The sequence below is a fragment of the Parvularcula maris genome, from assembly GCF_024505085.1.
GTDB lineage: Bacteria > Pseudomonadota > Alphaproteobacteria > Caulobacterales > Parvularculaceae > Parvularcula > Parvularcula maris.
On record NZ_JANIBC010000007.1, the window covers coordinates 42,062 to 67,673 of the forward strand.

Sequence of the window (25,612 nt, forward strand, 5' to 3'; positions counted from 1 at the left end):
GGGGGCTACTTCCCCTCCGGCCTAGGCACCGCCACCGTTTCGCCCTGGGCATCGAATCCAGGCTCCAGCATATCGGCGATCCGTGCACCGACCACGTCCGGCGGAGTAATGGTGGACGGGTCTTCTCCCGGCATCGCTTCCTTGCGCATCGAGGTCGCCGTCGGCCCTGGGTCGAGGAGGTTCGCCCGGAGGCCGCCCTGCTGCTCGGCGGCATAGGTCTGGATCAGCGCGTCGAACGCAGCCTTGGACGCGGCATAGGCGCCCCAGAACGGCTTGATGACCCTGGCCGCCCGGCTCGTCACCCCCACCACGCGCGCGCCTTCCGACCGCTGAAGAAGCGGGTCGAGCAGCTTGAGAAGGGCAAGGTTCGCGTGAAGGTTGGTGGTGAAGGTCTCGTGCCACTCCTTACCCTGAAGATCGGCGATGGAGGTGAGCGGACCCAGAAGCCCTGCGTTCAGAACCAGCGCGTCCAGCCGCTCGAAGCGCTGCTCCAACGCAGCCGGAAGGCGGGTGAGGGAGGCCTCGTCGGTGAGGTCGGCGGGCAGCAGCGAGACGCTTCCGCCCGCGCTCTTGACCTCGTCGTCCAGCTTCTCGAGACCGGACACGGTGCGAGCGAGGGCGATCACATGGGCGCCGCGCCGGGCTGCCTCCACCGCCGCTGCGTAGCCGATCCCGCGGCTGGCACCGGTGACGAGAACGTTCCTACCCTGAAGACTAGGAGAGACCATTTCTGATCCTCTCCGCCATGGCTTCCAGTCTGTCCGTGGGCGCAGCTTCCGCACCGTGCGGTTTCATGCCCTGGTCCTTGTAGACGGGAATGACGTGGAAGTGGGTGTGAAACACCGTCTGCCCGGCGGGCTCGCCGTTGAACTGCACCACGCGAATACCATCCGGATCCAGCGCCTTCACCGCCGCCTGGCTGGCGAGCTGCACACCGCCGATGAGGCGCGACAGCTCCTCCGGGTCGATGTCGGTGATGTTGACGGACTTGGCCATCTTGCTGATGACCAGCATGTGACCTTCCGACTGCGGAAAGACGTCCATGAAGATGAGGATGTGGTCGTCCTCGTGCACCGTCACCTTGGGCAGCTCGCCCCTGATGATCTTGGCGAAGACGTTGTCGTCGTCATAGCTCTGGTTAAGGCTCATCGGGGTCCTCGAACAGTTCTCCGCACGCCTGACATTTCAGCTTGCCGGAAGCGGCGGGCGGCGGGGTTCCGCCTATTAGAGCAGTGCGAAGAAGGTGGAAACCCCACCGCCTCGGCCGACGCACACGCTCGCTGCCGCAGTTCGGGCAGACCGTGCCCGGCCGCTTGCTCTGATGGGGACGCAGAAGAAGCCTGGCTTGAGCCGCGTCCTCCTCCGCCGCCAGAAGCCGGTAGCCGCCCATGGCGATCCAGCTATCGGTCATGGCGTCGAGGGCGTGCTCGTCGGCAAGCTTCACATCGAGGCCCTGGGACCGAAGAAAGCCTAGCGAGACGCGTGCCTCGGTGGGGTCGAGGAAGCGGGCGATCTCGATCACGGGGTCTTCCTGAAGGGCGTATGCTCCGCCATGAAGGCGATCTCCTGGCCGACCGCCTCGCGCTCCCGCTCGACATAATCAGCGACCGCTTCGTGGAAGCGGGGGTCGGTCATCTTGTGCACCGAGCGGACGGCCACGGGCTTGTAGCCTCGTGCCACTTTGTGCTCGCCCTGGGCGCCCGCCTCGACACGGGTGAGGCCGTGCGCGAGGGCGTAGTCGATGGCCTGATAGTAGCAGAGCTCGAAATGAAGGAAGGGGATATGCTCCGTGCAGCCCCAATAGCGGCCATAGAGCGTGTCGCCGCCGATCATGTTCATGGCGCCTGCCACATACTCCTCACCCCTCCGTGCCAGGATGAAGAGCAGCCTATCCGCCAGGCGCTCGGCCAGCATTTCGAAGGCCGAGCGGGTGAGGTAGGGGCTGCCCCATTTCCTGGCTCCGGTGTCCTGGTAGAACCACCAGAAGGCATCGAGATGGCGCTCTTCGATATCGCTGCCTGTGATCCACTCGATGGTGAGGTCGCTCTCTGCGACGCTTGCGCGCTCCTTGCGCAGGTCCTTGCGCTTGCGGGAGGAGAGGGCGGCGAGAAAGCCCTCCCAGTCGCCGAAACCCTCATCCTCGAAGTGGAACTGCTCGCCGAAGCGCAAGGCATAGCCTAGGCTCTCGGCCAGCGCTCCTTCTTCCTCACTGAGGAAGTTGATGTTGGCGCCCGACACGCCCATCCGCTCCGCTAGCTGAGCATATCCTGCAAGGAGCAGCCTACGATCTTCCGTAGAGGGTGCGAGCACCCGGCGCCCGGTGGCGGGGGTGAAGGGCACAGCGGAGAGGAGCTTGGGATAGTAGCGACCCCCGGCCCTGGCCCAGGCATCGGCGAAGGCGTGGTCGAAGAGGTACTCGCCCTGGCTGTGACCCTTGAGATAGGCGGGCATCACCCCGCGAAGCTCACCCCCCGTCTTCAGGGTCAGATGCGCGGGCTGCCAGCCGGTCTCCGCACGGGCCGAGCCGGAACGCTCCATCACATCCAGAAAGTCGAAGGCGATGAAGGGGTTATAGGGCTCGCCCTCAGGGTTGGCGAGCTGGTCCCAATCCTTCCGGCCTATCTCGGCGATGGAGGCGTGGGTCTCGATGGTGGCGGCTGGGGCGTCGGTCATCACCGGACCATATAGGATGCTCAACCCGCTTGCCGATGTGGCTTTTCGCAGGGTTGGTCACTCCTGCGCCATCAGCTCCTCCGCACGCGCCACGATGCGCTGCTGCAGCTTCTGCATGACAGGAGCCAAGGCAGGGAAGGTCTTGACCTGGAAGTCCTTGGTCTTCGCCATCATGCCGCGCCCGGCGGGCGTCAGGTAGAAGGCGTTGGCCGCTTCGAGCTCGGCCAGGGTGAAGGTCTCGGCAGCGGTCTCGATCATGATCGCCCGCATCTCCGGCAGAATGGCATTGAACTCCTCCCGCAGAACGCCGGTCATGGCGTCGAGCTGGCCCTGCTGGAAGGCACCGGGAGCGACCATGCTGAGCTGCGCCGCAATGGCTTCTTCGGACATCATCTGATCGAACATCTCCTTCATGGCCGGGCCGTTGACATAGACCGTGGCCGCCTCCCGCCGTTCGCCGAGCTTGGCGGGATCGGGCACCGCGCCGGGCTGGGCGAGGGCGGCGGAGAAGACAAGCGCGGCGGCGGGGGCGAGCTGTGCGAGACGGTGAAGCATGGGGGGGAGGGTTAGCAGGGGCGGGGCTGGGGGGCCACGGTTTGGAACAGAAGCTTCCAAGACGGCGCCGACGTCCCACCTCTCCCTGCGGGAGAGGTCAAACCCTTGCCGAAGGCGGGTTTGGGTGAGGGCCTTCTGAGTACCCAGCTCAGTTCACCACTCGCCCTCACTCGACATCGAAGATGTCGATCTCTCCCAGAGGGAGAGATAGGCGTAGCGAACATCGTGGAGACCCGAGGTTTATGCCACCCGGCCCACTGCCCAGTCTGCAGCCGCTTCGGCTTGCAGGCGGGCGGTGGCGAAGACCTTCATCTCGGGCAGGTCCGGTTGGTCGATCAGAAGGACGATCTCGGTGCAGCCCAGGATGAGGCCCTCGGCGCCATCCTCGCGGGCCAGGCGCCGGGCGATCTCTAAGTAGCGCTGTTTCGAGGCGGGGAGGAAAAAGCTCTCCACCAGCTCCTCATAGATAACGCGGCTGATCTCTTCCTTCTCGGCGTCGGTGGGTACCAGAACTGCGACGCCGGTCCGCTCTTGGACCTCCTGCATGACCCTGCCGCCGGACATGGTCGTCATGGTGCCGAAGAGGGCAATGCGCTCCAGCCCCGAGGCCTCGATCGCTGCGCATAAGGGGTCGGTGATCGGCAGGTAGGGCACGCCGCGCCCCTCCATCACCTTCGGCATGACCTCGTGCATGGTGTTCGAGGTGCCGACGATCAACTCCGCCCCGCCGGCGCAGAGGCTGTCGACCTTGGAGGAGACATAGTCCTCGATGCCCTCCCAGTCCCCCGCCTCGATCATGGCGACCAGTCGGCCGTAGTTCATGCCCGCGATCAGGGTCTCGGCGATCTCCTTACCGCCGAGCCGCCTACGGACGGCCTCGTTGACCATGTCGTAGAAGGGGCCGGTGATGGCGTGGCTCGAGCCTGCGACGATGCCGATGGTGGGGAGGATGGGATGGGGCATGGCGCCCCATAGCAAAAGGGCGGACCGATGGCTCGCCCTTCCTGCAGTGTCTCGTCCGTATACCTAGCGCTGGTTCATCGGCACGAAGTCGCGCTTGGCGGCGCCGGTATAGATCTGGCGCGGGCGGCCGATCTTCTGGTTGGGGTCCTCCAGCATCTCGCGCCACTGGGCGATCCAGCCCACCGTGCGGGCTAGGGCGAAGAGGGGGGTGAACATGGACGGCGGGAAGCCCATCGCGCGAAGCGTGATGCCGGAATAGAAGTCGATGTTCGGGTAAAGCTTCTTCTCGACGAAGTACTCGTCCTCGAGGGCAATGCGCTCCAGCTCCTTGGCGACGTCGAGCAGCGGGTCGGAGATGCCGACGGCGTCGAGCACCTCGTGGCTGGCCTTCTGCATGACCTTCGCACGCGGATCGTAGTTCTTATAGACCCGGTGACCGAAGCCCATCAGGCGGAAGGGGTCGGACTTGTCCTTGGCGCGTCCGATATATTCGGGGATCTTGTCGACCGAGCCGATCTCCATCAGCATGTTGAGCGCCGCCTCGTTGGCGCCGCCGTGAGCCGGGCCCCAGAGGCAGGCAATGCCCGCCGCGATGCAGGCGAAGGGGTTGGCGCCCGAGGAACCCGCGAGGCGCACCGTGGAGGTCGAGGCGTTCTGCTCGTGGTCCATGTGCAAGATGAAGATCTTGTCCAGCGCGTCGGCCAGGGTCTTGTTGATCTCGTAGTCCTCGGCGGGCACCGAGAAGCACATGTTGAGGAAGTTCTCCGTATAGCCCAGATCGTTTCGAGGGTACACGAAAGGTTGGCCTACGGTGTATTTGTAGGCCATGGCCGCGATGGTCGGCATCTTGGCGATCATGCGATGGACCGCCACTTTGCGGGCCTGCGGATCGTTGATATCGGTCGAGTCGTGATAGAACGCGGACAGAGCACCCACCGCGCCGCACATGATGGCCATGGGGTGCGCATCGCGGCGGAAGCCGTCGAAGAACTTATTGAAGTGCTCGTGTACCATGGTGTGGTAGGTGATGTTGTTGCGGAACTCCGCACACTGCTCGCTGGTGGGGAGCTCTCCTTCGAGAAGGAGGTACGCCGTCTCGATGAAGTCGGTGTTCTCGGCGAGCTGCTCGATCGGGTAGCCGCGATAGAGGAGCGTGCCCTCGCCGCCGTCGATGAAGGTGATCTGGCTCTCGCAGGAAGCCGTGGAGGTATAGCCGGGGTCGAAGGTGAACTTGCCCGTCTGGGCGGTCAGCTTGCGAATGTCGATGACATCGTTGCCGTGGGTGCCGGAATAGACCGGGAACTCGTGCTCCTCGATGGTGGCGCTGCCCGCGTCCTTGATCTTGCTTTCCATAATATGTCTCCTCGCGCGGCGCTTTCGGCAGGATTGCCTTCCGCCGTGGGGGTGAGGGGCGCCTAAACCACGCCCCTTTTGTGCAGCGCGACAATAAGGCCGGTTTTCAGAACTGCAAGGTTGGCCGTGCCGTAGGATGGTCGCACTGCGTTCAACCAGCAATTGCGCGGGCGTCCTCCATACGTGCGAGGCTCTCCTCGCGTCCCAGCGCATAGAGTGTTTCGCCCAGAGTGGGGGCGGGGTTACCGGCGGTCAGGGCCGCGCGCAGGGGCGGGCCGACCTGGCCGAAGCCAAGACCGTTCGTCTCCGCGTAGGTCTGCACGGCGAGGTCGAGGGTGGCGGCGGACCAGTCCTCCACGGCTGCTAGGGTTTCGCCGAGGTCGCCGAGGATCTTAGCCGAACCCTCCTTGCGCAGGGGTTTGCCCGGCTTGCCGGTGATCTCGAAGGGGCGCTGCAGGAGCAGGAAGGCCGCGGCGCCGGCAATGTCGGAAAGCAGCTTCATGCGCGGCTTGAGGAAGGGCGCCCCCCGGACCAGGGCTGCGCGCTGCTCGGCGGTGGGCTCGGCGGAGAGAAACGGCACGCTGCGGCTCACCAAGTCCTCCTCGCTGAGCTCACCGATATAGTGCGCGTTCAGCGACGCCATCTTCTCAGGATCGAGGCGCGCAGGGGCCTTGCCGATACCGCCGAGGGAGAAGACTTCCTTCGCACGGGGCTCCGGGATCACCTCCTCGTCGCCATGGGCGAAGCCGAGCTTGAGAAGCCCGTTCATCAGCCCCTCGGGCAGGTATCCTTCGTCGCGATAGGCCTCGACACCGAGAGCGCCGTGGCGTTTGGAGAGCTTCTTGCCGTCCGCGCCGTGGATCAGCGGCACATGGGCGAAGACGGGCACATCCCAGCCCATCGCCTCGTAGATATGCTGCTGCTTGGGCGTGTTGTTGAGGTGGTCGTCGCCCCTGACCACATGGGTGACGCCCATATCGTGGTCGTCCGCCACCACGGCGAGCATATAGGTGGGCGTGCCGTCCGAGCGCAGGATTACCGTGTCGTCGGAGACCGCGTTGGGAAAGCGCACCTCACCCTGCACCGCGTCGCGCACCACGGTCTCCCCCTCGATGGGTGCCCTGAGGCGCACGGAGTAGGGGCCTTCCCCCTCGCCGCCGTCTCTATAAGGGCTGGTGAAGCGCACGTTCTTCTCGCGAGCCTCGGCTCTCGCGGCATCGAGCTCGTCACCGGCCAGCCAGCAGCGATAGGCCTTGCCCTTGGCGAGGAGCTCCTCGGCCACCTCCCGGTGCCGCTCGGCGCGGGCGTGCTGGCTGATCGGCTCGCCGTCCCAGTCGAGGCCCAGCCAAGTAAGCCCGTCCAGGATGGCCTGCACGGCCTCCTCATTGTGCCGCGCACGGTCGGTGTCCTCGATCCGCAGCAGGAACTTCGAGCCTTCCGGCGCCCCCGCCCCGCGTGCAAGAAGCCAGTTGAAGAGCGCCGTCCTCGCTCCGCCAATGTGCAGATAACCGGTCGGCGAGGGTGCGAAACGGGTGACGATCGGTTTAGTCTCGCCGGACATGACTGGCTCCTTCACAGGCAGGCGGGCGGCAGGCCCTGGGTTTTGGCAGGGCACGGCCTGGCAGCGGCGCGCCTTCTGGCGGCTCCTATGGCAGGACACGCGCGACAGGGCCAGCGCCTACGCCGACCAGGAGAGCCAGCGCCTCTTCGTCTTCGCCCCGGTGCTCCTGGGGGCGGGCATTCTTCTCGGTGATCTGTGGCGGGTGGGGATCGCGGGTCCGGCGGCGCTCCTTGCCAGTTCGATAGTCGCTGGGTTCGTCCTGGCCCGCCGAGGTCACGAGCGGCTGAGCTACATGCTCCGCTGTCTGGCCCTGGTCGCGGCGGGCGTCCTGCTTCTGGCGGTCAGGCTGGCTGTGGTCGCGGCGCCGGTCATCCCGAGCGGGCTGCCTCCGGTCACCGTCACCGGGACCTTGGGCGAGGTCGAGCTGCGTGAGAGAGACCGCCGCTACACCATCGATGTCGCCGAGATCGAGGGGCTGTCGCGCAAAGACACTCCTGCCCGCGTACGGATCAGTTGGCGGGGTGCCCCCGGTGAAGAAGAGCCCGGCGACACCGTCCGCCTGCGGGCGAGCCTGGCCCCGCCGCCAGGGCCGACCCATCCGGGTAGCTACGATTTCTCGCGGCAGATGTTCTTCGAGCGGATCGGCGGGGCTGGCTACTCCTTCACGCCGCCGGAGGTCCTGGGCAGGGGAGGAGGCTCGTGGAGAACCGATGCCGAAGCGCTGCGCGAGCGTATCGCCGAACGGGTCGAGGGCCGTATCGGCGGCAGGGAAGGGGCCGTGGCCGCCGCCCTCGTGACCGGCAAGCGGGAGCGTATACCTGAGGATGTGGTGGACGCGCTTCGCGATGCGGGCCTCGCGCACCTGCTCGCGATCTCGGGCCTCCATATGGGGCTGGTCTGCGGCTTCATCTTCTTCTCCTCGCGCTGGCTTCTGTCGCGGTCCGAGCGGCTGACGCTCAGCCTGCCGATCAAGAAACTGGCCGCCGGGTGCGCCCTCTCGGCGGGCCTCTTCTACCTCGTCCTTTCCGGCGGAGCTTGGTCGGCGCAGCGGGCGTTCATCATGGCAGGGGTCGCCTGCGTCGCCATCCTCCTCGACCGCAGAGCCGTCTCCTTGCGCAACGCGGCGGCGGCGGCGCTCATCATTCTCTTCCTCAGGCCAGAAGCGGTCTTCGCGCCCGGCTTCCAGATGTCGTTTGCCGCTGTGGTCACGCTGATCGCCGCCTTCGCCGCCATCGAAGAGCGCTGGCCGAGAATAGGGACCGGAGGCCCACTGACGAAGGCGTCAGCTTTCCTTGGAGGTCTGTTCCTGACGAGCCTCCTCGCGGGTGCCGCCACAGGCCCCTTCGCCGCCTATCACTTCGGCCGCATCGCCGTCTTTGGCCTTCTAGGCAACATGCTGGCCATGCCCATCGTGACCCTGGCGGTGATGCCTGCTCTGGTGACCTCCCTCTTTCTGATGCCCCTCGGGCTCGACGGCCCGGTGCTCATCCTGGTGGGGAAGGGGATCGGCCTGGTGCTGAGCATCGCCGAGTGGACCTCCTCTCTCCCAGGTGCCGTGCGGACAGTGCCCCAGCTCGACCCTCTCGGTCTGGCCGTGGCGGCATGCGGTATGCTGACCTTGACCCTACTGAAGGCGCCGTGGCGGGCGGCGGGTCTGTTCCTGGTGATCCTGGCTATGCCGCTGAGCCGGATGGCGGAAGTGCCCGAGGTGTTCCTCTCGCGCGACCTGCGCAATGTCGGTGTAAGGACCGACGGCGACGCCTCCCTGGCGCTCTTATCGAAGCGCCGAGACAAGTTCAGCGCCGAAAGCTGGCTGCAGGCCTTGGGCAAACACCCAAACATCAACGAGCAGCAGAGCTTTGCTACGTGTACAGCCGGTATCTGCAGGCACCCCCTACGTAGGGGAGGTGAGCTCTGGGTCCTCACCGACCGGTCGCAGCTTCGCTCGGCCTGCCGAAGCGCTGCCATCGTCGTACTGAGGAGTGCCGACGAGTCTGTCGATAGAGGGAAGTGCGCTGCCCTCCTCATCGCCCTGCGACCCGAAGGCAACCACCCCGCCGCTGGCATTCTTTATACGGACAGGGGATGGGAGATCCGTGTGGCCACCCCCTTCGCTGCCACGCGGTAGGGCGGATTGCGCAGCCATCCGCCGCTCATACGCACCAGCGTTGCAAGGCGGAAAGCTTCGCGTTCCGCCCTACGGCTTCACCGCGAACAGCATGTAGTTGACGCTCATATCGCTGCCCACGCGCCAGCCGTCGAGGAGGGGCAGATAGGTCAGTCCGTGTTCGGAGCGGACTTCGAGCCCTGCCGCTATGAGGTGCTTCTTCGCTTCCGACGGCTTGATGAACTTGCGCGGGTCGTGGGTGCCCCTGGGCAGCCAACGAAGGATGTACTCTGCCGCGAACACCGCCGTGGCCGCCGCCTTGACGGTGCGGTTGAGGGTGGCGAGGGCCATCATGCCGCCGGGCTCTAGGAGCTTTGCGGAGGTGCCAAGGAACAGCTCCACATCGGCCACATGCTCGACCACTTCCAAGTTGAGGACGGCGTCGAAGCTGCCTGCCTCGGACAAAGCCAGCTCCTCGGCAGTGGTGTGGCGGTAGTCGATGGTGAGCCGCGACTGCTTGGCATGGAGCTTCGCCGTCTTCACATTGCCCTCGGCCGCGTCGATGCCGGTGACTTCGGCGCCGAGGCGTGCCATGGGCTCGCTCACCAGGCCCCCGCCGCAGCCTATATCGAGCAGTTTCAGCCCCTCCAGCGGTTTCTTTGCGAAGCGGTCACGGCCAAAGTGTCGGCAGAGCTCGTCGCGGATGAGCCCCAGACGGACCGGATTGAACTTGTGCAGCGGCTTGAACTTACCCAGCGGGTCCCACCATTCGGCGGCGATGCGCTCGAACTTGTCCACTTCCTCGGGGTCGATGGTCGTGCTGCTCACCTGATGGCTCCCTGGTCTGAAGGTGGAGAGCTAGTGCGGAAGGCGGGACCAAGCAACGCGGCGGATCGGCGTTGAGGGTTCTGGTCAGCGGCACCTCCAGCGTTCTGGGACACTACGCGGCGGAAGGGTTGGAGCGGCACGGCTGCAAGGTGGTGCGCGCCGCCAGAGGGCGGGCGTTCAAGGTGCCCGACCTACGCCTCGACCTCACCGACGAGCACGCCGTGCGGACGGCGGCCAGGGGGCTGGACGCAGCCCTTCTGGTGCCGATCCTGACCGTCTCGGCCCAGGCGGCTCGGTGGCTGGCCGAGGAGGGCGTGCGGCGTATCGTGGTCTTCTCCTCGAACAATGTGGGCATCGACCGGGATAGCCCGGTCTACCGGGCGCTGGCGCGGGCGGAGGAGGAACTGGCGGGAGTGGACGCGGAAGTCGTGATCCTGCGGCCTACGATGATCTACGGTCACCGGGGCGACGGTAATCTCTCGCGGCTCGTGCGGTTCGCCAAGGATTACGGCTTTCTGCCATGCCCTGGTGAGGGCAGGGCGCTGCAGCAGCCGGTCTTCGTGCTGGATCTGGCCAGAACCGCGGCTCAGGCGGTCACAGGGCCTTATGCTGCGGGTCCGTTCTCCATCGGCGGCGGCGACGTGGTCAGCACGGAAGGTCTGTTCACCGCGGTTCTCAAGGCGGCGGGCCAGGGGGAGGGGAGGCTCCTCCGTGTGCCCCTTTCGCCGCTTCGAACGGCGGTGAGGATTGCCGAGGCGGCGGGGCTGAAGCTGCCCCTCGGCACGGCGCAGCTCGCCAGGATCGAGCAGGACAAGATCGCCACCGAAGCGCCGCTCTATGGGTTCACACCGCAGGTATCCCTGGGGGAAGGGTTGGTACGGCTGATTGCTGATATCGAGGCGGGGAGGGGTTAGGAGCTAGGTTCGCCTGTACCGCCTCCCTCTCCCGCTTGCGGGAGAGGGATCGAGGGTGAGGGGGTTCTAAGCGCTCGCCTTCTTTTCGAGTGCCGGCGTACGGCTTCGCCGAAGCCCTCACCCGAAATCAGATAGATTTCGACCTCTCCCGCACGCGGGAGAGGTAGTTCGCGCTGCTCAACCAAGCTCCCTATACCAAGCCTGAAATGCCGTCTCATAATAACTCGGGCTGAACAGCCGCCACTCACCCAGCTTCTTTGGCACGGAGAACTCCTTAGCCGCAGCGCTCACCTCCATGCCCTTCTTATGGGCCTTCTTAGCCTGCTCCTCCACATGGTCGAGGAGGCCCGTATAGTCGCCGAAGCTGTCCGCCTTACCGAGGCTTCCATGCCCCGTGACGATCATCCGTGAGCGGTCTTCGAGCAGTTCGCCTACGGAGCGGCGCAGCTCAGTGGGGATCGCGTCGACATAGTTGTGAAAGAAATCCTTCCAGACGAGGTCGCCTGCGAAGGTCACGGGCTCGTCGTCCACATGGATGGCGACGTCGCTGGGGGTGTGGCCGCGCTTGAGGTCGAGGGTGACGCTGCGCCCGCCCAGATCGAGGCTCGCCGTGCCGGCATCGTCGGGAATGATCCGTGTGGGCAGGACCGGGATGATGCCGGTCTGCAGAAAGGCGGAGTCCTCCACTTCGCGCGGGGCGGAGAGGCGGTCGATGATGATCCGGCGGGTGGTCTCGGTGGCGTAGATGTTCGGCCCCTCGCCGCCGCGGAAGTAACCGGCCACGCCGCCCGAATGGTCAGGGTGGAAATGGGTGAGGACCACATCGGTGATGTCCCGCCCGGTTAGGCGCTTGGCCTCCCCCTGCAGCCAGGCGGCCCCTGCGGGCTGGAGGAAGGCGTCCACCGCGACGATCTTCTCCTCACCGACGATCAGCCCGCCATTGCAGACGGTCTGGGTCTGGAAGCTGCCATCCTTGCCGATGGGGGTAGAGACGACAGCGTAGACGCCGGGGGCCAGCTCTTCGAGGCGAGCGAAACTCTCCGTCGCCACCGTCTTGCCGAGCTGGGCCGCCGTATGGGCGGAGGCGGAGCCTGCCGCGGCGAGCCCGGCTGCGCTCCCTACCAGGAACAGCCTGCGGTCGGGGCGGAATAGGGAAGCTTGGGGCATGGATAGGTCTCCTCGTGCCAAGTTTCGAACGGTGCGAGCGTAAGGTTACACAAGATCAGCAGTCGCCTGCGGACTTGTCGGACTTTGCCCGCGCCGCTACCCCTGGCAGGTTCTTACCGCAGCGCAATAGGAGCCATCCGTGCCCGTCGCCCCGCTCAGCCTCGCCCCCCGCCGTGACGACGTGCTCGTCATGAAGTTCGGCGGCACCTCCGTCGGCGACCCAGACCGCATCGAGCGGGTGGCGCGCCACGTGGCGGCGGCGAAGGCGCAGGGCTTCAAGGTCTGCGTCACCGTCTCGGCCATGGCGGGGGAGACCAACCGCCTGGTCGAGCTGACCGAGCGCCTCGGCGGCGGCGATGTCAGCCGCGACCCCGACTACGACGCCGTGGTGGCGAGCGGTGAGCAGGTCACGGCGGGGCTTCTGGCGCTGCATCTGAGGCACAAGGGCCACGCCGCCCGCAGCTTCCAGGGCTGGCAGGCGGGGCTGCGCACTGACGAGGCGCACGGCGCGGCCAGGATCGCGCACCTGCCCCAGGACCACCTCATGGCCTCGATGGAGCGGGGAGAGATCGCTGTGGTCGCGGGCTTTCAGGGCGCGACCAAGGACGGGCGCATCTCCACCCTGGGCCGGGGCGGCTCGGACACCACCGCCGTGGCCCTGGCAGCGGCCCTGGGTGCGGCCCGCTGCGACATCTATACGGATGTGGACGGGGTCTACACCACGGACCCCCGCATGGTGCCGAACGCCAAGCGCAAGCCCATGCTCGCCTATGAGGAGATGCTGGAGATGGCGTCGGTCGGGGCCAAGGTGCTGCAGACCCGCTCGGTGGGCCTCGCCATGACCTACGGCGTGCCGGTGCGTGTGCTCTCCTCCTTGGGAGAACCCGAAGAAACAGGAGACGGAACCTTGATCACCTCCGAAGAAGCCATGATGGAGCACGAGGTCGTCACCGCCGTCGTCCCCTCGCGCGGCGAGGCCAAGATCAGCCTTCTCGGCGTCCCCGACACGCCTGGCCGCTCGGCCATGATCTTCAGGCTGCTCGCCGATGCCGGGGTGAACGTGGACATGATCGTCCAGTCCGCCGCGCGTCAGAACACTCAGGCCAACATGTCCTTCACCCTGTCGGAGAAGGACCTCCACCGCGCCCAGGAGAAGCTGACCCTGATGAAGGACGCGATCGGCTTCGACAATATCGACTTCAACCAGAACGTGGCCAAGGTCTCGGTCATCGGCATCGGCATGAAGTCCCATGCGGGTGTGGCGGCGAAGATGTTCGAGATCCTGGCCGAGCGCAGCATCAATATCGAGAACATCTCGACCTCCGAGATCAAGATTTCCGTCCTGATCGAGGCGGACTACACCGAGCTGGCGGTCAGGGCGCTTCACGAAGGCTTTGGGCTCTCGGGCACTCCAGGCTAGATTCCCTTCATGAGTGTGACCCCGCGTATAGGACCGACCCCGCGTGTGCTGCTGCGCCAGCTCCGCGAGGTGATGGCCGAGGAGAGCGATCCCCAGACGAGGCTCGACCATCTAGTCGAGGCCATCGCCCGCAACATGGTGGCCGATGTATGCTCGATCTATGTGCGCCGTCCTGGCGACGTGCTCGAGCTCTTCGCCACAGAGGGTCTGCAGCGGGGCGCGGTGCATCTGACCAAGATGAACTGGAACGAGGGCCTTGTTGGTCTCGTCGCGCGCACGGGCAGGCCGCTCAACCTGCGCAAGGCGAAGCTCCACCCGGACTTCTCCTTCCGGCCCGAAACGGGCGAGGAGGACCTCAGCGCCTTTCTCGGCGTGCCGATCGTCCGTTCAGGCAAGGTGATCGGCGTCCTGACGGTCCAGAACCGTACCAGCCGCGCCTATGCCGAGGACGAGATCGAGGCGGCGCAGCTCGTCGCCACCGTCCTTGCCGAGATCATCTCCTCGGACAAGCTCCTCTCCGAGCGCGAGGCGGCGGAGGTGGAGGAGCTCGTCCACCAGTCCGAATACGAGCAGGGCACCGCCATCATTCCCGGCGTCGTTCAGGGCACGGTCTTTCTCCTGACGCCCCGCCGCACCAGCAAGTCGATCTTCGCGGCCAACATGGCCGAGGAGAAGCGGCGCCTTACCGAAGGCCTCAGCGATCTGCAGAAGTCCGTCGACGATATGATGGCGCGCAACGACGCCTTCAACCAGATCAGCCGCGAGGTGCTCGAGGTCTACCGCCTCTTCGCCTACGATCGCGGCTGGGCGAGGCGGCTCGAGGAGAAGATCCTCGGCGGGCTGACGGCCGAGGCCGCTGTCGAGCAGGTGCAGAAGGAGAACCGCAACCAGATGAGGGCGGCCGCCGACCCTTACCTGCGCGAGCGGATGCACGATCTCGACGACCTCTCCCGCCGCCTCCTTAGGGTGCTGAGCGGCGAGAAGGACAGGCGCGAGCTGCCCGACAACGCCATTGTCTTCGCCGAAACCCTAGGTCCTGCCGAGCTCTTGGAGCTCAACCGGCGCAAGCTGGCTGGGCTGGTGCTGGCCGAGGCCTCCTCCAACTCCCACGCAGCCGTCGTGGCGAGGTCCCTCCGCGTGCCAATGGTGTCCGGTCTCGGGCGCCTCATCGACCGGGCGGAGCAGGGGGACACCGTGCTCCTCGACGGCGGCACCGGCGAGGTCTTCCTACGGCCAGCCAGCGAGGCGGTGGAGAACTTCCAGGAAAAGGTCCGCATCCGCTCCGAACGGTTGGCAGAGTTCCAGCAGTACCGGGACGGACCCGCCGTCACCGCCGACGGCGTTCCCATCGCCATCGAGATGAATGCGGGCCTCGCCCTCGACATGCCGCTCATCGACGAGGTCGGCGCTTCGGGCGTGGGGCTTTTCCGTACCGAGCTTCAGTTCCTGATTGGCAAACAGCTCCCTACCGTCCGTGAACAGACCGAGAGCTACCGCGAGGTGATCGAGGCGGCGGGCGGCGCGAGGGTGGTCTTCAGGACCGCCGATATCGGCTCGGACAAGCGCGCGGACTATATGCGCGGGCCGCTCGAGGCGAACCCGGCCATGGGCTGGCGCGGCCTCCGCATGGCGATGGACCGCGAGGGTCTCTTGCGCATGCAGCTCCGTGCCCTGATCGCTGCGGCCAAAGGCACGCCCCTCAGCATCCTCCTCCCCCTCGTCACCACGCCGCGCGAGTTCGAACAGGCGCGTGAGCTGATCGACAAGGAGATCGCTCGCACCGAACGGCTCGGCGAGCCCGTGCCGAGCAGGCTCGAAGTTGGGGCGATGATCGAGATCCCGTCCGCCGCCTGGTGCACCTCGCAGCTCGCGCGGCAGGCGGACTTCCTCTCCGTCGGCGGCAACGACCTCGCCCAGTTCTTCTTCGCCGCCGACCGCGAGAGCGAGATGGTCTCGGGCCGTTACGACTATATCAGCCGCGGTTTTCTCACCTTCCTCCGCCACATCGCCCGCTCGGCGAACAAGGAGGGGACCATGCTCAGCTATTGCGGCGAGCAGGGGGCCGATCCGCTCATGGCGCTCTGCCTCTTGGGGATCGGTTTCAGGCGCGTCTCCGTGCCTGCCAGCGCCGTCCTGCCGATCAAGCGCATGGTGGGCCGGGTGAACCTCGCCTTGGTCGAAGAGGAGATCGGCAGGCTGCTCACCGAAGGCCAGCGCTCCACGCTCAGAGGCGACATCGCGGCGCTGGCGGAGAGGCTCGACATTCCCACGGTGCGGTTCGTTTGATTGCCTCGATGGCTTTGGTTGAAATCTGAAGACGAAGCGTCGTTTCCCATCCTCTGTCATCCCGGAAAGCCGCCAGGCTTATCAGGGACCCATGGACCAGCCGTTCTCTCTGCTTGATCCGGTGGGTCCACGGGTCCCGGCTCCTCGCTGACGCTTCGGCCGGGATGACGAGGAGGTAGTCGGCACCTTCCTGCTACGAAAAGCCAACGAGCGCGGTCCCAACGTCGCCCCGAAACCTTAAATCTGCGCAGCCCCCTCCCAAAACGAATGACGGGAGGTTAACAGAAGCCTTCCTTTGGGCTAGGGTGCCCGTTGGTGCCCCTCGCCCGAGGGGAGGCAGGACCGAATGCGGGGGCGTGATGCAGACCGGAGACACGGGTCTCAATCTGATCAAGGCTTATGAGGGCTTCACCGCCAGCCCGCGCGCCGATGAGCGTCGCGGCGGCGGGTTCGTGGTAGGCTACGGCCACCACACCACCTCGCCCATGCCCCAGGTCAGCCAGCGCGAGGCGACGAACCTGCTCATGCGGGACGTCACCCCGATCGAGACGCTGATCCGCGATTCGGTGCGCACGCCCCTGAACCAGAACGAGCACGACGCGCTCGTCTCCTTCGTCTTCAATATCGGCGCGGAGAACTTCAAGCGCTCCACCGTGCTCTCCAAGCTCAACGCAGGCGACAAGCTCGGCGCGGCGGAGGCCTTCGAGCGTTGGACCAAGGCGCGGGTCGACGGCAAGCTGATGAAGCTCGACGGCCTCGTGCGCAGGCGGGCGGCTGAGAAGTCGCTCTTTCTCATGCCCACCGATGCCGAGCTGGTCATCCCCACCTCCGAAGTCTCTCCGGCGGAGGAGTGCGACGGCCAGTTCCTGGCTCCCTCCGAAGTGACCCATGCGCCGCTGGTCGATTTCGACAGCTACCGCCGCGACAAGGGCCGAGCGCTGACCGAGGAGGAGATCGAGGGCAGGCTCTCCGCCCTCTACGCCGCCAGCCACGCTTTGATGGGCGATCCTTCCAAGATGATCATCGCCAAGGCCGAGGAGCGCGAGGATATCGGCGTGACCATCGGTGCGGTGCTCGGCGCGGTGCTGGCCCTCGCGCTGACCCTCTTTGCGGGCGCCATGGCGCTAGACACCTACGCGCCGGACACGGCGGGGATGCTGGGGATCACCCCCGGTCTTCTCTCGCCGGTCATGGCGGACCTGCCCATCTGGCTTCTCGCCTCCGGTCTCGGCCTAACCTACTTCACCCTCTACATCGTCGCCAAGCGCGCCGCCCGGCACAGCCTGAAAAAGGCACGGGCGAAGGAGCTCGGCCGGGTGCGCGGGCGCTGAGCGCTCCGTCCGTCCATCTCATCAAGCTGAGCGTCGGGACCCAATCGGTCGCGAACCTTGGCGCTTGGCAGCAAAGCTATTTCGGCAAGAAAGGCCCCTCGCACACCACCCGGATGTTTCCCAAACGGGCGGAGGAGCTGAAGGCAGGCGGCTCGATCTACTGGGTGATCCAGGGCTCGGTGCAGGCACGCCAGGTCATCAAAGACCTCGTGGCGGTGAAGACGAAGAGCGGCACCAAGTGCAGGATCGTCCTGGAACCTTCCCTCATCCCGGTCCGTCCGGTAGCCCGTAAGCCCTTCCAGGGCTGGCGCTACCTCAAGCCGGAGGAGGCGCCGCCTGACCTCGATCACGAGGCGGCGGAGGACGACCTGCCCATCAGGGCCGAACTAGCGGAGCTGGGACTTCTATGACGGGGACGAAGACGAAAGCAGGGGCCGCCGCCGGTGCGGTCGGCGTGCTGGCGGTGGCCGGAACGCTCTTCTTCGGAGGCGATGACGAGGTGCCGGAGGCCAGCGACGTCATCGCCGAAGAGCGCGAGGTGCTGACCGAGGCCCCCGTGGTCCGGCCTGAGATGACGGAAGCCAGCGCTGAAACCTCGATGCGTTTCTGCTCCCCTGCGGTTCTCGGCGGTGACGGCTGCGCGGAAGCCGAGGCGGTGGCGGGTCAGGTGCAAGGCCTCTTCCGCGCCGAGGCCATGCCGAACCGGACGCTCACCCTGATCTCCGGCGAAGACGGCACCGAGGACGAAGCCACCGATTGCCAGCGCTTCGCCGAGCTCCGCCGGGCGGGCTACGGCGCGAAGACGGGGGGCGACATGGCGCGCGAGGCCCAGCTCGCCCGCGTCTGCGGCCTGGTGCTGATGGCCGGGCGCGCCCAGCCCGCCGAAGGCCCGCCGCCGGGGCAGGGCCTCTTCTCGGTCATTCCCCGCGCAGAGCTGCCTAGCCTCGGCGAGGCGGTGTTCGATGCGGACGCGGTCATCGTCATCGAGAGTGAGAGCCCGCTGATCTGGAGCATAGAGGACAGTGACCTGCGCGGCGAGTTCGTGCATGTGGGCACCGCCGATTTCGACGGCGATCCGGGCGCGGAGTACCTGATCGAGTGGCGGCTTCAGTCCGTCGGCGGCTCGGCCAGGGCGATCGGCTACGGCCTAGCGGAGGGCACGCCGCCGAGCTTCAGGACGGTGGATCCGTTCGCGGCGGGGTAAGTTCCCCTTGGTCGTCATCCCGGCCGTAGCGAAGCGGAGGTTGAGCCGCAGCGCGGGTCGACGGACCCATGGACCCGCCGGATCAAGCAGAGAGAACGGCTGGTCCATGGGTCCCGGATAAGCCTTCGGCTTTCCGGGATGACGTTCCAGACCTCTTCAAAACAAAAACGGCGCCCCAAGGGACGCCGTCTCCGTAACTCTTTATAACCCTCAGCCTAGCGAAGGTTCGCCTTGGCAGCCTGCTTCTGGCCCTGCTGCATCGGCTGCAGCGTCTCGACCTTCGGCGCGGCGGAGGCGTCGCGGCGGATGGGGGCCGCTTCGCGCAGCTTGGCCTCACGCTCGCGCGGTGCGTTGGGGGCGGGGTGGTTGCTCAGCACACGCTCCGGGGTCGGGGCGGGAAGCTCGGCAGCCGCCGCGTTCACTGCCTGCTCGCTCATCGGATCGTCCGAGTGGCGGCAGGAGCCTTCGAAGCGCGCACCGGCCTCGATCATCAGGGCGGTGTGGATCACGTCGCCCTTGACCATGGAGGAGGCCGTCAGCTCGACGCGTGTCGCGCGGACGCGGCCCTCGACGGTGCCGGCCACCTTGACCTTCTCGGCCATGATCTCGCCGCGTACCGTGGCACCTTCGCCGACGACGAGGCCCTTGGCGTAGATGTCGCCCTCGATCTCGCCGTCGAACTGGACCTCGCCTTCCGAGCGGATCTCGCCGCGGATGACCATGTCCGCCGAGATCAGCGAGGGGACACCCGAAGGACCCGAGCGCACCGGTTTGGCGCGTGCGGAGCTTTTGGCGTCAGCCCTGCGGCTCATGCCGGGATCGGCTGCCATCACCTTCGGCTCCTCGAACTCCGGAACCTGACGTTCGTCACTCTTGTCGCGTTTAGCTTTCGAAAACATACCGTCCTGCCTCAATAAACCGCTTCGGGTCGACCTGTCTGCCCTTGTAAAGAACCTCGTAGTGGAGGTGCGTACCAGTAGAACGTCCGGTGGTCCCCATCAGCCCTATGACCTCGTTTAGCCCAACCACTTTACCAACGCGTGTGTTGATCCTGTCCAAATGTGCGTACCGCGTACGGAATCCGTTACCATGGTCGATCTCGACGAGATTGCCGTAGGCGCCGCGCACCCCTGCGCGCACCACCCGGCCAGGAGCCGTGGCGACGATCGGTGTACGGCGCGGTGCGGCGAAATCGAGCCCCCTGTGACGTACACGGCGGTTGCGCTTGATCGGATCCCAGCGGAAACCGTAGCCAGAGGTCTGGCGGTGGCGGTTGAGCACCGGCGCGCCGATTGGCACCTGGCGGACCATCCCGGCCAGCGCCGCGAGCTCGGTCATCTTGCGCTCGACGCGGCCGGCGGTCTCGAAATAGGTGTCACCGCCAAAGGGCAGCTCGCCCTCATCGAAGGCGGGGATGTAGGGGCCGCCCTGGCCCTCATACTCGGCCTCCTCGCCCCTGGCGGAGGCCAGCACCTGACGGCCCATCTCCTCGTCGGCCTCGGGAATAAGGTAGCCGCCGGGGCCGGTGTAGCGGAGGATCTGATCGAGCTCGCGGATGGTGCGCTCCATCTTCTCCTCCATGGCGGCGAGCACCACCACCTGGTTGGCGGAGAGGCGCGCCGTCTTGCGGCGCATGTCGGAGAGGACCTCGTTCTCGATGCCCTCGGCGATCTCGCGGTCGATGACGCTCTCAAGCGCTTCCTTGCGCAGGGCCGAGACGCGGGACTGGCGCGGCGTCGGCTCTCGGCCGACGGGATCGATCATGATGCGGTTCGAACCGCGCAGCTTCTGGCCGTTGGGGGCACCCACCGCGGAGAGGGTCTCAGCCAGGGAGCGCATCTCCTGGTCCAGAACGCTCTTGTTCTCGACCAGGGAGCGAAGGGCGTTGTGTTGACCCTCAAGCTTCTTAAGAGCCAGCTCGAACTCGCGGCTGTAGATGAAGTTGAGGGAGCTGACCTCTTCATAGGCGCGCTCGGAGTTCTGGAGGCGGCGGCGATAGGCGGACTGCTCGTCCCGGCGCTGCTCGTCCTTGGCGACGATGATCTGCTCTTTGAAGACGACGTTGACCGAGGCGTAGGCGACCCACAGGAGAGCGCCGAACAGGATCGAGGCGAACACAACCTGAGTGTTCGAGCTCAGCTTGATGAAGTGAACGACCCCGTCGGAGCGGTGATAGATCTGGCGTTCGCGAAACAGGTGCCCGAGCAACCTGCCAAACCTGCCTTTGTCCTTGCCCATACCGTCCCTGACTAACACGCCGCCTTGGCAGAACCTGCCAACACCGCTTCCGCTACGTTGCCCTGCCGAGGCGCTGTGATACTGGCACGAACCTTGGCACGTCTTGTTACATTACGAAACCGCGATCGAAAAAATATTAACCGCGATCGGGACTTTGCAGCCCCCTGGGCAACCGCCCCCCATACTCTCACCCCTTAGAACCCCGATCCGCCGTTTTTCAGGCGGAACTGCGGCAGTCTCGGGACGCTACGCCCTCGTACCAGTCCCTAGGCAGGTCGGCTTGCGCCCGGCCTGGGCCGTTGAAAGGAGGGGTAGCACCCTGCGGATGGTACGTCGTCACACAAATGTGAAAGCTTTCCGCAGGATCGTGTCCCAATTCTCGGCAAATGAGACGGAACCACTTCGCTCCAGTGCGAACGTGGCCGATCTCGTCGCGGTAGATGACGTCGAGAATGTCTGCCGATCTTCCATCACCCACCCCACACAGCTTTCGTGCCATCCCCGGCGTCACGTCGAGGCCGCGCGCCTCCAGGATCAGGGGCGCCACGGCGAGCCGGGCGAGCAGGCTGTCCGAGGTCTTGATCGCTGCCTGCCACAGCCCGTCATGGGCGGGCAGGGCGCCGTAACGGCTACCGTACTCGCGAAGCCTCTCTTCGAGCAGGCGGAAGTGAAGCCCTTCTTCCCCCATCACCTGGAACCAGTCGCCGACGAACTCGGCACGTAGGCCCTCCGGCACCTCACCGGCGAAGCGGAGCGCCATGTCCGCGGCGAGGTCCACGGCGTTGAGCTCGATATGGGCGAGCGCGTGGAGGAGCGCCGCCCGGCCCTCGGGCTTGCCGAGACCGCGCTTGGCTACCTCCCGCGGCGGCACGAGGTGGGGCCGATCGGGCCTTGCAGGACGGGCCGGCGGCAGCCTGGAGGGCGGCGAAGCCAGCTCCTCGGGACGGCTCTCGCCGAGCAGCTCTTCCGCCATCGCCGCCTTCTCGCGTGCGTCGGCGGTCAGAAGCACCCGCTCGGCAAGCTCGTCCCAGGAAGCCATCAGGCGTTCAGTGCCCTGACCTCTTCGAGCACCGTCTCGACATGCTTCGGCACCCGCACCTTGCGCCAGATCTTTCTCACCACACCGCCCTTGTCGATCAGGAAGGTCGAGCGGTCGATGCCCATATACTTCTTGCCGTACATGCTCTTCTCGACCCAGGAGCCGTAGGCCTCGATAACCTCGCCCTCCTCGTCGGAGGCGAGGGGCACGGTGAGGTCGTGCTTCTCGCGGAACTTGGCGTGCTTGGCCGGTTTGTCCTTGGAGACGCCTAGCACCTCGGCCCCGGCGGCACGGAACTCGTCCAGCGCCTCGGAGAAGCCGATCGCCTCCTTGGTGCAGCCCGATGTGTCGTCCTTGGGGTAGAAGTAGAGGACCAGCGTCTTCCCAGCATAGTCCTTCAGGCTGACCTCGCCGTTCTCGCTATCCATGGTGAAGGGGGGCGCTTTTTGGCCTTCTTCGAGCATTTTCCGGTCCTCGGTTACGTCGCTGCTAACAGGTAGCGGGTAGCGGGGGAGAAAGTTCCCGTCCATGTGGTAACGCGCCTCGCGCTTGCACAGGCGGGCACCGGCAACCTATCCTCCTCTCCAGGGCTCAGGGTGTTTTGTGGTAGTGAAGGCAGCGGCAGCAACGGCGAAGGCGGGGGCAGTCATGCCTCTACTGACGGCTAGCCTGCGCGCGGCTGCCCGGATCGGGTCCCTGACCACGACCATCCTTCTCATCGTCTTTCTGCTGATGGCTTCGGGGACCATGCCCACCGGCTGGCTGTTAGAGCTGGCGAGCGGCGGCTTGCCTACGGGCAGCAGGGTCGATGGGCGGGGCACGGCGTTCGCCTTGACCGAAGACGGTCTTCTCCTTCGCGCCGAACGGCTCGACCTCGAAGGGATCGCGGGTGCGAGGGCTGAGCGGGCTAGCCTGCTCGTGCCTCTGGGCAGCACGCTGCGCCGGGACTTCCGGCTGACGGCTTTGAGCGCAGATCGTCTGTGGGCGGATATCGACCGTCCGCCGCCCAGCGACGACGAGGCGCCTCTCGATGTCTCGGCCCTTCTCGATCTGCTGGCTGACGAGAAGCTGGGCACCGTTTCGCTGCCCTCGTTCCTGGTCAGCTATCCAGTCTTCAGCGGCGAGGGGAAGCGCACGGTCGAGGGCTCCCTTTCGGCCCGCAGCGCAGCGCAGGGCTACCTAGTCGAATCGGCCGCTTATTTTCCGCTGACGGAGGACGTGCGCACGGAGGCGAAGCTGCGGGCGCTGTCGAGCCCGGAAGGGGGCGCAGCCGTCACCTTCCGCTCCGACGGTGCGCCGCTCCAGCCGCTTCTGACCCTCCTCGGTGTCGACGCGGTGGAGCTTCAGGGCAACCTTCTGGGAGAGCTGGCGCTGGAGGTCGACCGCGACGGCCAGCCGCTCGCCGGCGACATCGACCTCACCGTAGAGCCTGGCCTCGGGCGCCTGGGCGAGACGGCCTTCGGCTTCGGCGAGAACAGGGTGAGGGCGCATTTCCGCGAGGGGGCGCCGAGCTTCAACATCGAGGAGCTTCGCTACGAGATCGACGGCAATAGAGGCCTTCTGACGGGCCTCGTCCGGCTGGAGAACCTTCTGCACCCGAACGAGATGAAGGTGATGTTCGATGTCACCGCATCCGATGTGGTGCTCGACCTCAAAAGCGTCCTGCCCGCCCCCCTCGATGTGGGTGAGGCGCGGGCGGCGGGTCTTTTCGATGCCCAGGAAAGGCGCATCGCCTTCAGCGATCTGCACGCCGACTATTTCGGCACCCGCCTCACCGGCAAGCTGGCGCTCACCTTCCCCGAAGGCTTCGATCAGAGCCCGAGACTCGAGGCGGAGGCCACCATTCCTGGCCCGCTTACCCCGCAGGAGGTCCTGGCCGGCTGGCCCTACAACCTCGCTTTCGGTGCCAGGGGCTGGGTCGAGGCGAACCTGACGGCGGGCAGGCTGACCAATCTGCGCTACGAGGCGGACATTCCGATGAACGCCATCCGGCCCCTGACGCCCTTGAGCAACGACGTGATGCGCTTCACCTTCGATGCCTCGGACGGAGTGGTACGCTACCTGCCCGGCATGCCGGTGCTTAAGAACCTGGAGGCCACGGCGCTGGTGCGCGGCAACAGCTTCAGGGTCGACGCCGAGAAGGGCAGCGTGCTGAAGGTCGGTATCTCCGACGGCAGCTTCGTCATCCCTCAGTTCTTTCCCGGCGGAGCCACGGCGAGGTTCGACGCCACGCTCACTGGCCGCCTCGACAACCTCCTGAGCGCGGTGGAGGAGGCGGGCTTCGTCGACTTCACCGAAGCCGTCTACCAACCCGAGGCCTTCCGTGGTCGGGGCGATTTCGACCTCTCCGTCTCCTGGCCGCTCAAGGACATCATCGCCGAGGACGAGATCGTCTTCGGCGGGGAGGGGGCCTTCGTCAGGGGCTCGCTCGACGACGTCCTGCCCGGCATCGACGCCACCGATGCAGGAGGACGGGTGCTCCTCTCCAACAAGGAGCTCGTGGTCAGGGGCGACGGCCTCGCCGCCTCCGCCCCTGCCACCTTCGAGTGGCGCCAGTCGCTCCTTAACCCTGCGCAGGCGGAGCTTGCCGTAACGGCCGAGGTCGACAACCTCGCTGCCGACATGGTGGGCGTGCCGCTCAGGCAGTTCTTCCGCGGCGAGGTGACCACGGACGTTCTGGCCAAGGACCTCAGCCCCGGTGCGCCCTTCGCGATCACCGCCGACCTCACCGACGCCGCCGTCTCGCTGCCTGCCTTCGGCCTTCTCAAGCAGCGCGGCACGGGCGGCCTCTTCGAGACCCTGGTCCGCCTGCCGAGGGAGGGGGTGGACGAGGCGAACATCATCTTCGACGGCATCAAGCTGACCTCCCCCACCTTCAACATCGAGGGCACGGGTACCTTCACCCCCGAGGGCGGGGTGGTGCGCCTCGAGCTGCCTCGCTTCTTCATCGAGGACCGCGCGGATCTGTCGGTGCAGCTCGTACCCAAGGACTACCGCCTCAACGTGGACATCTCCGGCGAGCATGCCGATGCAGGCCCGCTGATCGTCAGTATCTTGGAGAACCAGGGCGCCGGCAGTGAAGAGCAGAGTCTCATCCTTCCGGGCCGCGCCGATCTCGACATGGATCTCAGCCGCGTCAGCTTGAGAGAGGGGATCAGCCTTCGCAAGTTCGCCGCCCAGGGAAGGCATACCGGCAAGGCCGTGGAGCAGCTCACCATCAGTGCGCTGATCGGTGATGCGGCGTCCTCTTCCGAAGGCTATATGAGCGTCGCCATCGACCAGCCCGAAGGGCAAGAGCTTGGCTTCGTCGAGATCGAGGCCACCGATTTCGGCCGCATCCTTCAGGGCGTCTTCGGAATCACCTCGATCTCGGGCGCTGGCGGGTCGCTCAAGGGCACCACCAAAGAGGGCGAGGGTTTCGAGGGCCGCTTCGAGATGGGCGAGCTTCTGATCACCGAAGCGCCGCTCCTGGCGCGCATCCTCTCCTTCACCTCCCTCGACGGGCTGGCCGATGCCCTCAACGGCGAGGGCATCCGCTTTACCCAGCTCGAGGGCGATGTGGCGCTCGATGAGGGGGTGATGACCTTCGAGAACGCCAAGCTCGTCGGCTCCAGCCTAGGAATCTCCGCAGGCGGTACGATCGACCTCGACACGGGCAGGATAGACATGCGCGGCGCCTTCGCGCCCGCCTATGCGGTGAACTCGCTGCTCGGCTCCATCCCAGGTCTCGGGCGCCTCTTCGTCAGCCGCGACGGCGAGGGGATCGTCGCCTTCTCCTACCAGATCAGCGGCACGACGGAGCGTCCCATCGTCACTGTCAATGCGCTCTCGGCGCTGACACCGGGCATCCTTCGTCGCATCTTCGACCCCGTAAAGCTGGAGCCGACCGGCGCCGCGGCGGACCTGTCCGAAGCGCCATGATCGGATCGTTGTGAAGCGGCCTCCCTTCCTCCAGATAGGGTGCGGTATTTCC

Annotated in this window: 22 protein-coding genes; 8 read left to right on the forward strand and 14 right to left on the reverse strand. The window is 66.1% G+C overall.

What is annotated here, in order from left to right:
* Positions 1-5: 5 nt before the first annotated feature.
* The 8 genes from NOG11_RS09845 to gltX form a co-directional block, all read right to left on the reverse strand.
* Positions 6-728, reverse strand: coding sequence for an SDR family NAD(P)-dependent oxidoreductase (locus NOG11_RS09845; RefSeq protein ID WP_256619585.1), 723 nt, complete (start codon positions 726-728; stop codon positions 6-8).
* The gene (locus NOG11_RS09850; RefSeq protein WP_256619586.1) at positions 715-1,149 is read right to left on the reverse strand and encodes an HIT family protein; all 435 of its coding nucleotides are present in this window, start codon (positions 1,147-1,149) and stop codon (positions 715-717) included. Before NOG11_RS09850 ends, NOG11_RS09845 begins: the two co-directional genes overlap by 14 nt.
* Positions 1,139-1,522 (reverse strand): hypothetical protein, encoded by a 384-nt coding sequence (locus tag NOG11_RS09855; protein ID WP_256619587.1) that lies wholly within the window; start codon positions 1,520-1,522, stop codon positions 1,139-1,141. The genes NOG11_RS09850 and NOG11_RS09855 overlap by 11 nt, the downstream gene beginning before the upstream one ends.
* Positions 1,519-2,673 (reverse strand): GNAT family N-acetyltransferase, encoded by a 1,155-nt coding sequence (locus NOG11_RS09860; protein WP_256619588.1) that lies wholly within the window; start codon positions 2,671-2,673, stop codon positions 1,519-1,521. Before NOG11_RS09860 ends, NOG11_RS09855 begins: the two co-directional genes overlap by 4 nt.
* A gap of 57 nt (positions 2,674-2,730) precedes the next feature.
* Positions 2,731-3,228 carry a DUF2059 domain-containing protein gene (locus tag NOG11_RS09865; RefSeq protein WP_256619589.1) on the reverse strand — a complete coding sequence of 166 codons (498 nt, stop codon included), beginning with the start codon at positions 3,226-3,228 and terminating at the stop codon, positions 2,731-2,733.
* A gap of 240 nt (positions 3,229-3,468) precedes the next feature.
* Complete coding sequence (locus tag NOG11_RS09870; protein ID WP_256619590.1) at positions 3,469-4,191, reverse strand: aspartate/glutamate racemase family protein; 723 nt, start codon at positions 4,189-4,191, stop codon at positions 3,469-3,471.
* A 63-nt stretch (positions 4,192-4,254) separates the two neighbouring features.
* Complete coding sequence (locus NOG11_RS09875) at positions 4,255-5,544, reverse strand: citrate synthase (RefSeq protein WP_256619591.1); 1,290 nt, start codon at positions 5,542-5,544, stop codon at positions 4,255-4,257.
* Between the two features lie 151 nt (positions 5,545-5,695).
* Complete coding sequence (gene gltX, locus NOG11_RS09880) at positions 5,696-7,105, reverse strand: glutamate--tRNA ligase (protein ID WP_256619592.1); 1,410 nt, start codon at positions 7,103-7,105, stop codon at positions 5,696-5,698.
* On the opposite strand from gltX, the gene NOG11_RS09885 reads away from it, so the two are divergent.
* A complete protein-coding gene (locus NOG11_RS09885) occupies positions 7,077-9,233 on the forward strand; it encodes a ComEC/Rec2 family competence protein (RefSeq protein WP_256619593.1) in 2,157 nt (718 codons plus the stop codon). The two genes, gltX and NOG11_RS09885, sit on opposite strands and share 29 nt — an antisense overlap.
* A gap of 69 nt (positions 9,234-9,302) precedes the next feature.
* Here NOG11_RS09885 and ubiG read toward each other — a convergent pair whose 3' ends face one another.
* Positions 9,303-10,040, reverse strand: a complete 738-nt coding sequence (gene ubiG, locus NOG11_RS09890) for a bifunctional 2-polyprenyl-6-hydroxyphenol methylase/3-demethylubiquinol 3-O-methyltransferase UbiG (protein ID WP_256619594.1) — start codon at positions 10,038-10,040, stop codon at positions 9,303-9,305.
* 71 nt (positions 10,041-10,111) lie between these two features.
* Between ubiG and NOG11_RS09895 the strand changes: the two genes are divergently transcribed.
* On the forward strand, positions 10,112-10,954 hold the full coding sequence (locus NOG11_RS09895) for a Rossmann-fold NAD(P)-binding domain-containing protein (RefSeq protein WP_256619595.1): 843 nt from the start codon (positions 10,112-10,114) through the stop codon (positions 10,952-10,954).
* A gap of 177 nt (positions 10,955-11,131) precedes the next feature.
* Here NOG11_RS09895 and NOG11_RS09900 read toward each other — a convergent pair whose 3' ends face one another.
* Positions 11,132-12,121: an MBL fold metallo-hydrolase gene (locus tag NOG11_RS09900; protein ID WP_256619596.1), complete on the reverse strand. Its 990-nt coding sequence runs from the start codon at positions 12,119-12,121 to the stop codon at positions 11,132-11,134.
* A gap of 190 nt (positions 12,122-12,311) precedes the next feature.
* On the opposite strand from NOG11_RS09900, the gene NOG11_RS09905 reads away from it, so the two are divergent.
* The 5 genes from NOG11_RS09905 (at position 12,312) to NOG11_RS09925 (ending at position 18,362) form a co-directional block, all read left to right on the forward strand.
* Positions 12,312-13,541 carry an aspartate kinase gene (locus tag NOG11_RS09905; protein ID WP_305889031.1) on the forward strand — a complete coding sequence of 410 codons (1,230 nt, stop codon included), beginning with the start codon at positions 12,312-12,314 and terminating at the stop codon, positions 13,539-13,541.
* A 9-nt stretch (positions 13,542-13,550) separates the two neighbouring features.
* Positions 13,551-15,827 carry a phosphoenolpyruvate--protein phosphotransferase gene (ptsP, locus tag NOG11_RS09910; protein WP_256619598.1) on the forward strand — a complete coding sequence of 759 codons (2,277 nt, stop codon included), beginning with the start codon at positions 13,551-13,553 and terminating at the stop codon, positions 15,825-15,827.
* Positions 15,828-16,186: 359 nt separating this feature from the next.
* Positions 16,187-17,158 carry a lysozyme gene (locus tag NOG11_RS09915; protein WP_256619648.1) on the forward strand — a complete coding sequence of 324 codons (972 nt, stop codon included), beginning with the start codon at positions 16,187-16,189 and terminating at the stop codon, positions 17,156-17,158.
* Between the two features lie 26 nt (positions 17,159-17,184).
* On the forward strand, positions 17,185-17,568 hold the full coding sequence (locus tag NOG11_RS09920) for a DUF1489 family protein (RefSeq protein ID WP_256619649.1): 384 nt from the start codon (positions 17,185-17,187) through the stop codon (positions 17,566-17,568).
* Positions 17,565-18,362 carry a hypothetical protein gene (locus tag NOG11_RS09925; protein WP_256619599.1) on the forward strand — a complete coding sequence of 266 codons (798 nt, stop codon included), beginning with the start codon at positions 17,565-17,567 and terminating at the stop codon, positions 18,360-18,362. The genes NOG11_RS09920 and NOG11_RS09925 overlap by 4 nt, the downstream gene beginning before the upstream one ends.
* Before the next feature lie 215 nt (positions 18,363-18,577).
* Here the strand turns inward: NOG11_RS09925 and NOG11_RS09930 are convergent, their stop codons facing one another.
* The 4 genes from NOG11_RS09930 to NOG11_RS09945 form a co-directional block, all read right to left on the reverse strand.
* The gene (locus NOG11_RS09930; RefSeq protein ID WP_256619600.1) at positions 18,578-19,261 is read right to left on the reverse strand and encodes a bactofilin family protein; all 684 of its coding nucleotides are present in this window, start codon (positions 19,259-19,261) and stop codon (positions 18,578-18,580) included.
* Positions 19,245-20,618: a M23 family metallopeptidase gene (locus NOG11_RS09935; protein WP_256619601.1), complete on the reverse strand. Its 1,374-nt coding sequence runs from the start codon at positions 20,616-20,618 to the stop codon at positions 19,245-19,247. Before NOG11_RS09935 ends, NOG11_RS09930 begins: the two co-directional genes overlap by 17 nt.
* 199 nt (positions 20,619-20,817) lie before the next feature.
* Complete coding sequence (locus NOG11_RS09940; protein ID WP_256619602.1) at positions 20,818-21,639, reverse strand: ferritin-like domain-containing protein; 822 nt, start codon at positions 21,637-21,639, stop codon at positions 20,818-20,820.
* Entirely contained in the window at positions 21,639-22,103 is a 465-nt protein-coding gene (locus NOG11_RS09945; RefSeq protein WP_370468262.1) for a peroxiredoxin, read from the reverse strand. The genes NOG11_RS09940 and NOG11_RS09945 overlap by 1 nt, the downstream gene beginning before the upstream one ends.
* A 184-nt stretch (positions 22,104-22,287) precedes the next feature.
* On the opposite strand from NOG11_RS09945, the gene NOG11_RS09950 reads away from it, so the two are divergent.
* Positions 22,288-25,560 (forward strand): YhdP family protein, encoded by a 3,273-nt coding sequence (locus NOG11_RS09950; RefSeq protein ID WP_256619604.1) that lies wholly within the window; start codon positions 22,288-22,290, stop codon positions 25,558-25,560.
* Positions 25,561-25,612 lie beyond the last annotated feature (52 nt).

Bases quoted from the DNA above. Each gene is read 5' to 3' on its own strand.
- ptsP (WP_256619598.1), top strand. From the start codon at position 13,551: ATGAGTGTGACCCCGCGTATAGGACCGACCCCGCGTGTGCTGCTGCGC.
- NOG11_RS09900 (WP_256619596.1), bottom strand. From the start codon at position 12,121: ATGCCCCAAGCTTCCCTATTCCGCCCCGACCGCAGGCTGTTCCTGGTA.
- gltX (WP_256619592.1), bottom strand. From the start codon at position 7,105: ATGTCCGGCGAGACTAAACCGATCGTCACCCGTTTCGCACCCTCGCCG.
- NOG11_RS09845 (WP_256619585.1), bottom strand. From the start codon at position 728: ATGGTCTCTCCTAGTCTTCAGGGTAGGAACGTTCTCGTCACCGGTGCC.
- NOG11_RS09950 (WP_256619604.1), top strand. From the start codon at position 22,288: ATGCCTCTACTGACGGCTAGCCTGCGCGCGGCTGCCCGGATCGGGTCC.
- NOG11_RS09905 (WP_305889031.1), top strand. From the start codon at position 12,312: ATGAAGTTCGGCGGCACCTCCGTCGGCGACCCAGACCGCATCGAGCGG.
- NOG11_RS09860 (WP_256619588.1), bottom strand. From the start codon at position 2,673: ATGACCGACGCCCCAGCCGCCACCATCGAGACCCACGCCTCCATCGCC.
- NOG11_RS09870 (WP_256619590.1), bottom strand. From the start codon at position 4,191: ATGCCCCATCCCATCCTCCCCACCATCGGCATCGTCGCAGGCTCGAGC.
- NOG11_RS09865 (WP_256619589.1), bottom strand. From the start codon at position 3,228: ATGCTTCACCGTCTCGCACAGCTCGCCCCCGCCGCCGCGCTTGTCTTC.
- NOG11_RS09940 (WP_256619602.1), bottom strand. From the start codon at position 21,639: ATGGCTTCCTGGGACGAGCTTGCCGAGCGGGTGCTTCTGACCGCCGAC.
- NOG11_RS09875 (WP_256619591.1), bottom strand. From the start codon at position 5,544: ATGGAAAGCAAGATCAAGGACGCGGGCAGCGCCACCATCGAGGAGCAC.
- NOG11_RS09915 (WP_256619648.1), top strand. From the start codon at position 16,187: ATGCAGACCGGAGACACGGGTCTCAATCTGATCAAGGCTTATGAGGGC.
- NOG11_RS09850 (WP_256619586.1), bottom strand. From the start codon at position 1,149: ATGAGCCTTAACCAGAGCTATGACGACGACAACGTCTTCGCCAAGATC.
- NOG11_RS09945 (WP_370468262.1), bottom strand. From the start codon at position 22,103: ATGCTCGAAGAAGGCCAAAAAGCGCCCCCCTTCACCATGGATAGCGAG.
- NOG11_RS09925 (WP_256619599.1), top strand. From the start codon at position 17,565: ATGACGGGGACGAAGACGAAAGCAGGGGCCGCCGCCGGTGCGGTCGGC.
- NOG11_RS09930 (WP_256619600.1), bottom strand. From the start codon at position 19,261: ATGTTTTCGAAAGCTAAACGCGACAAGAGTGACGAACGTCAGGTTCCG.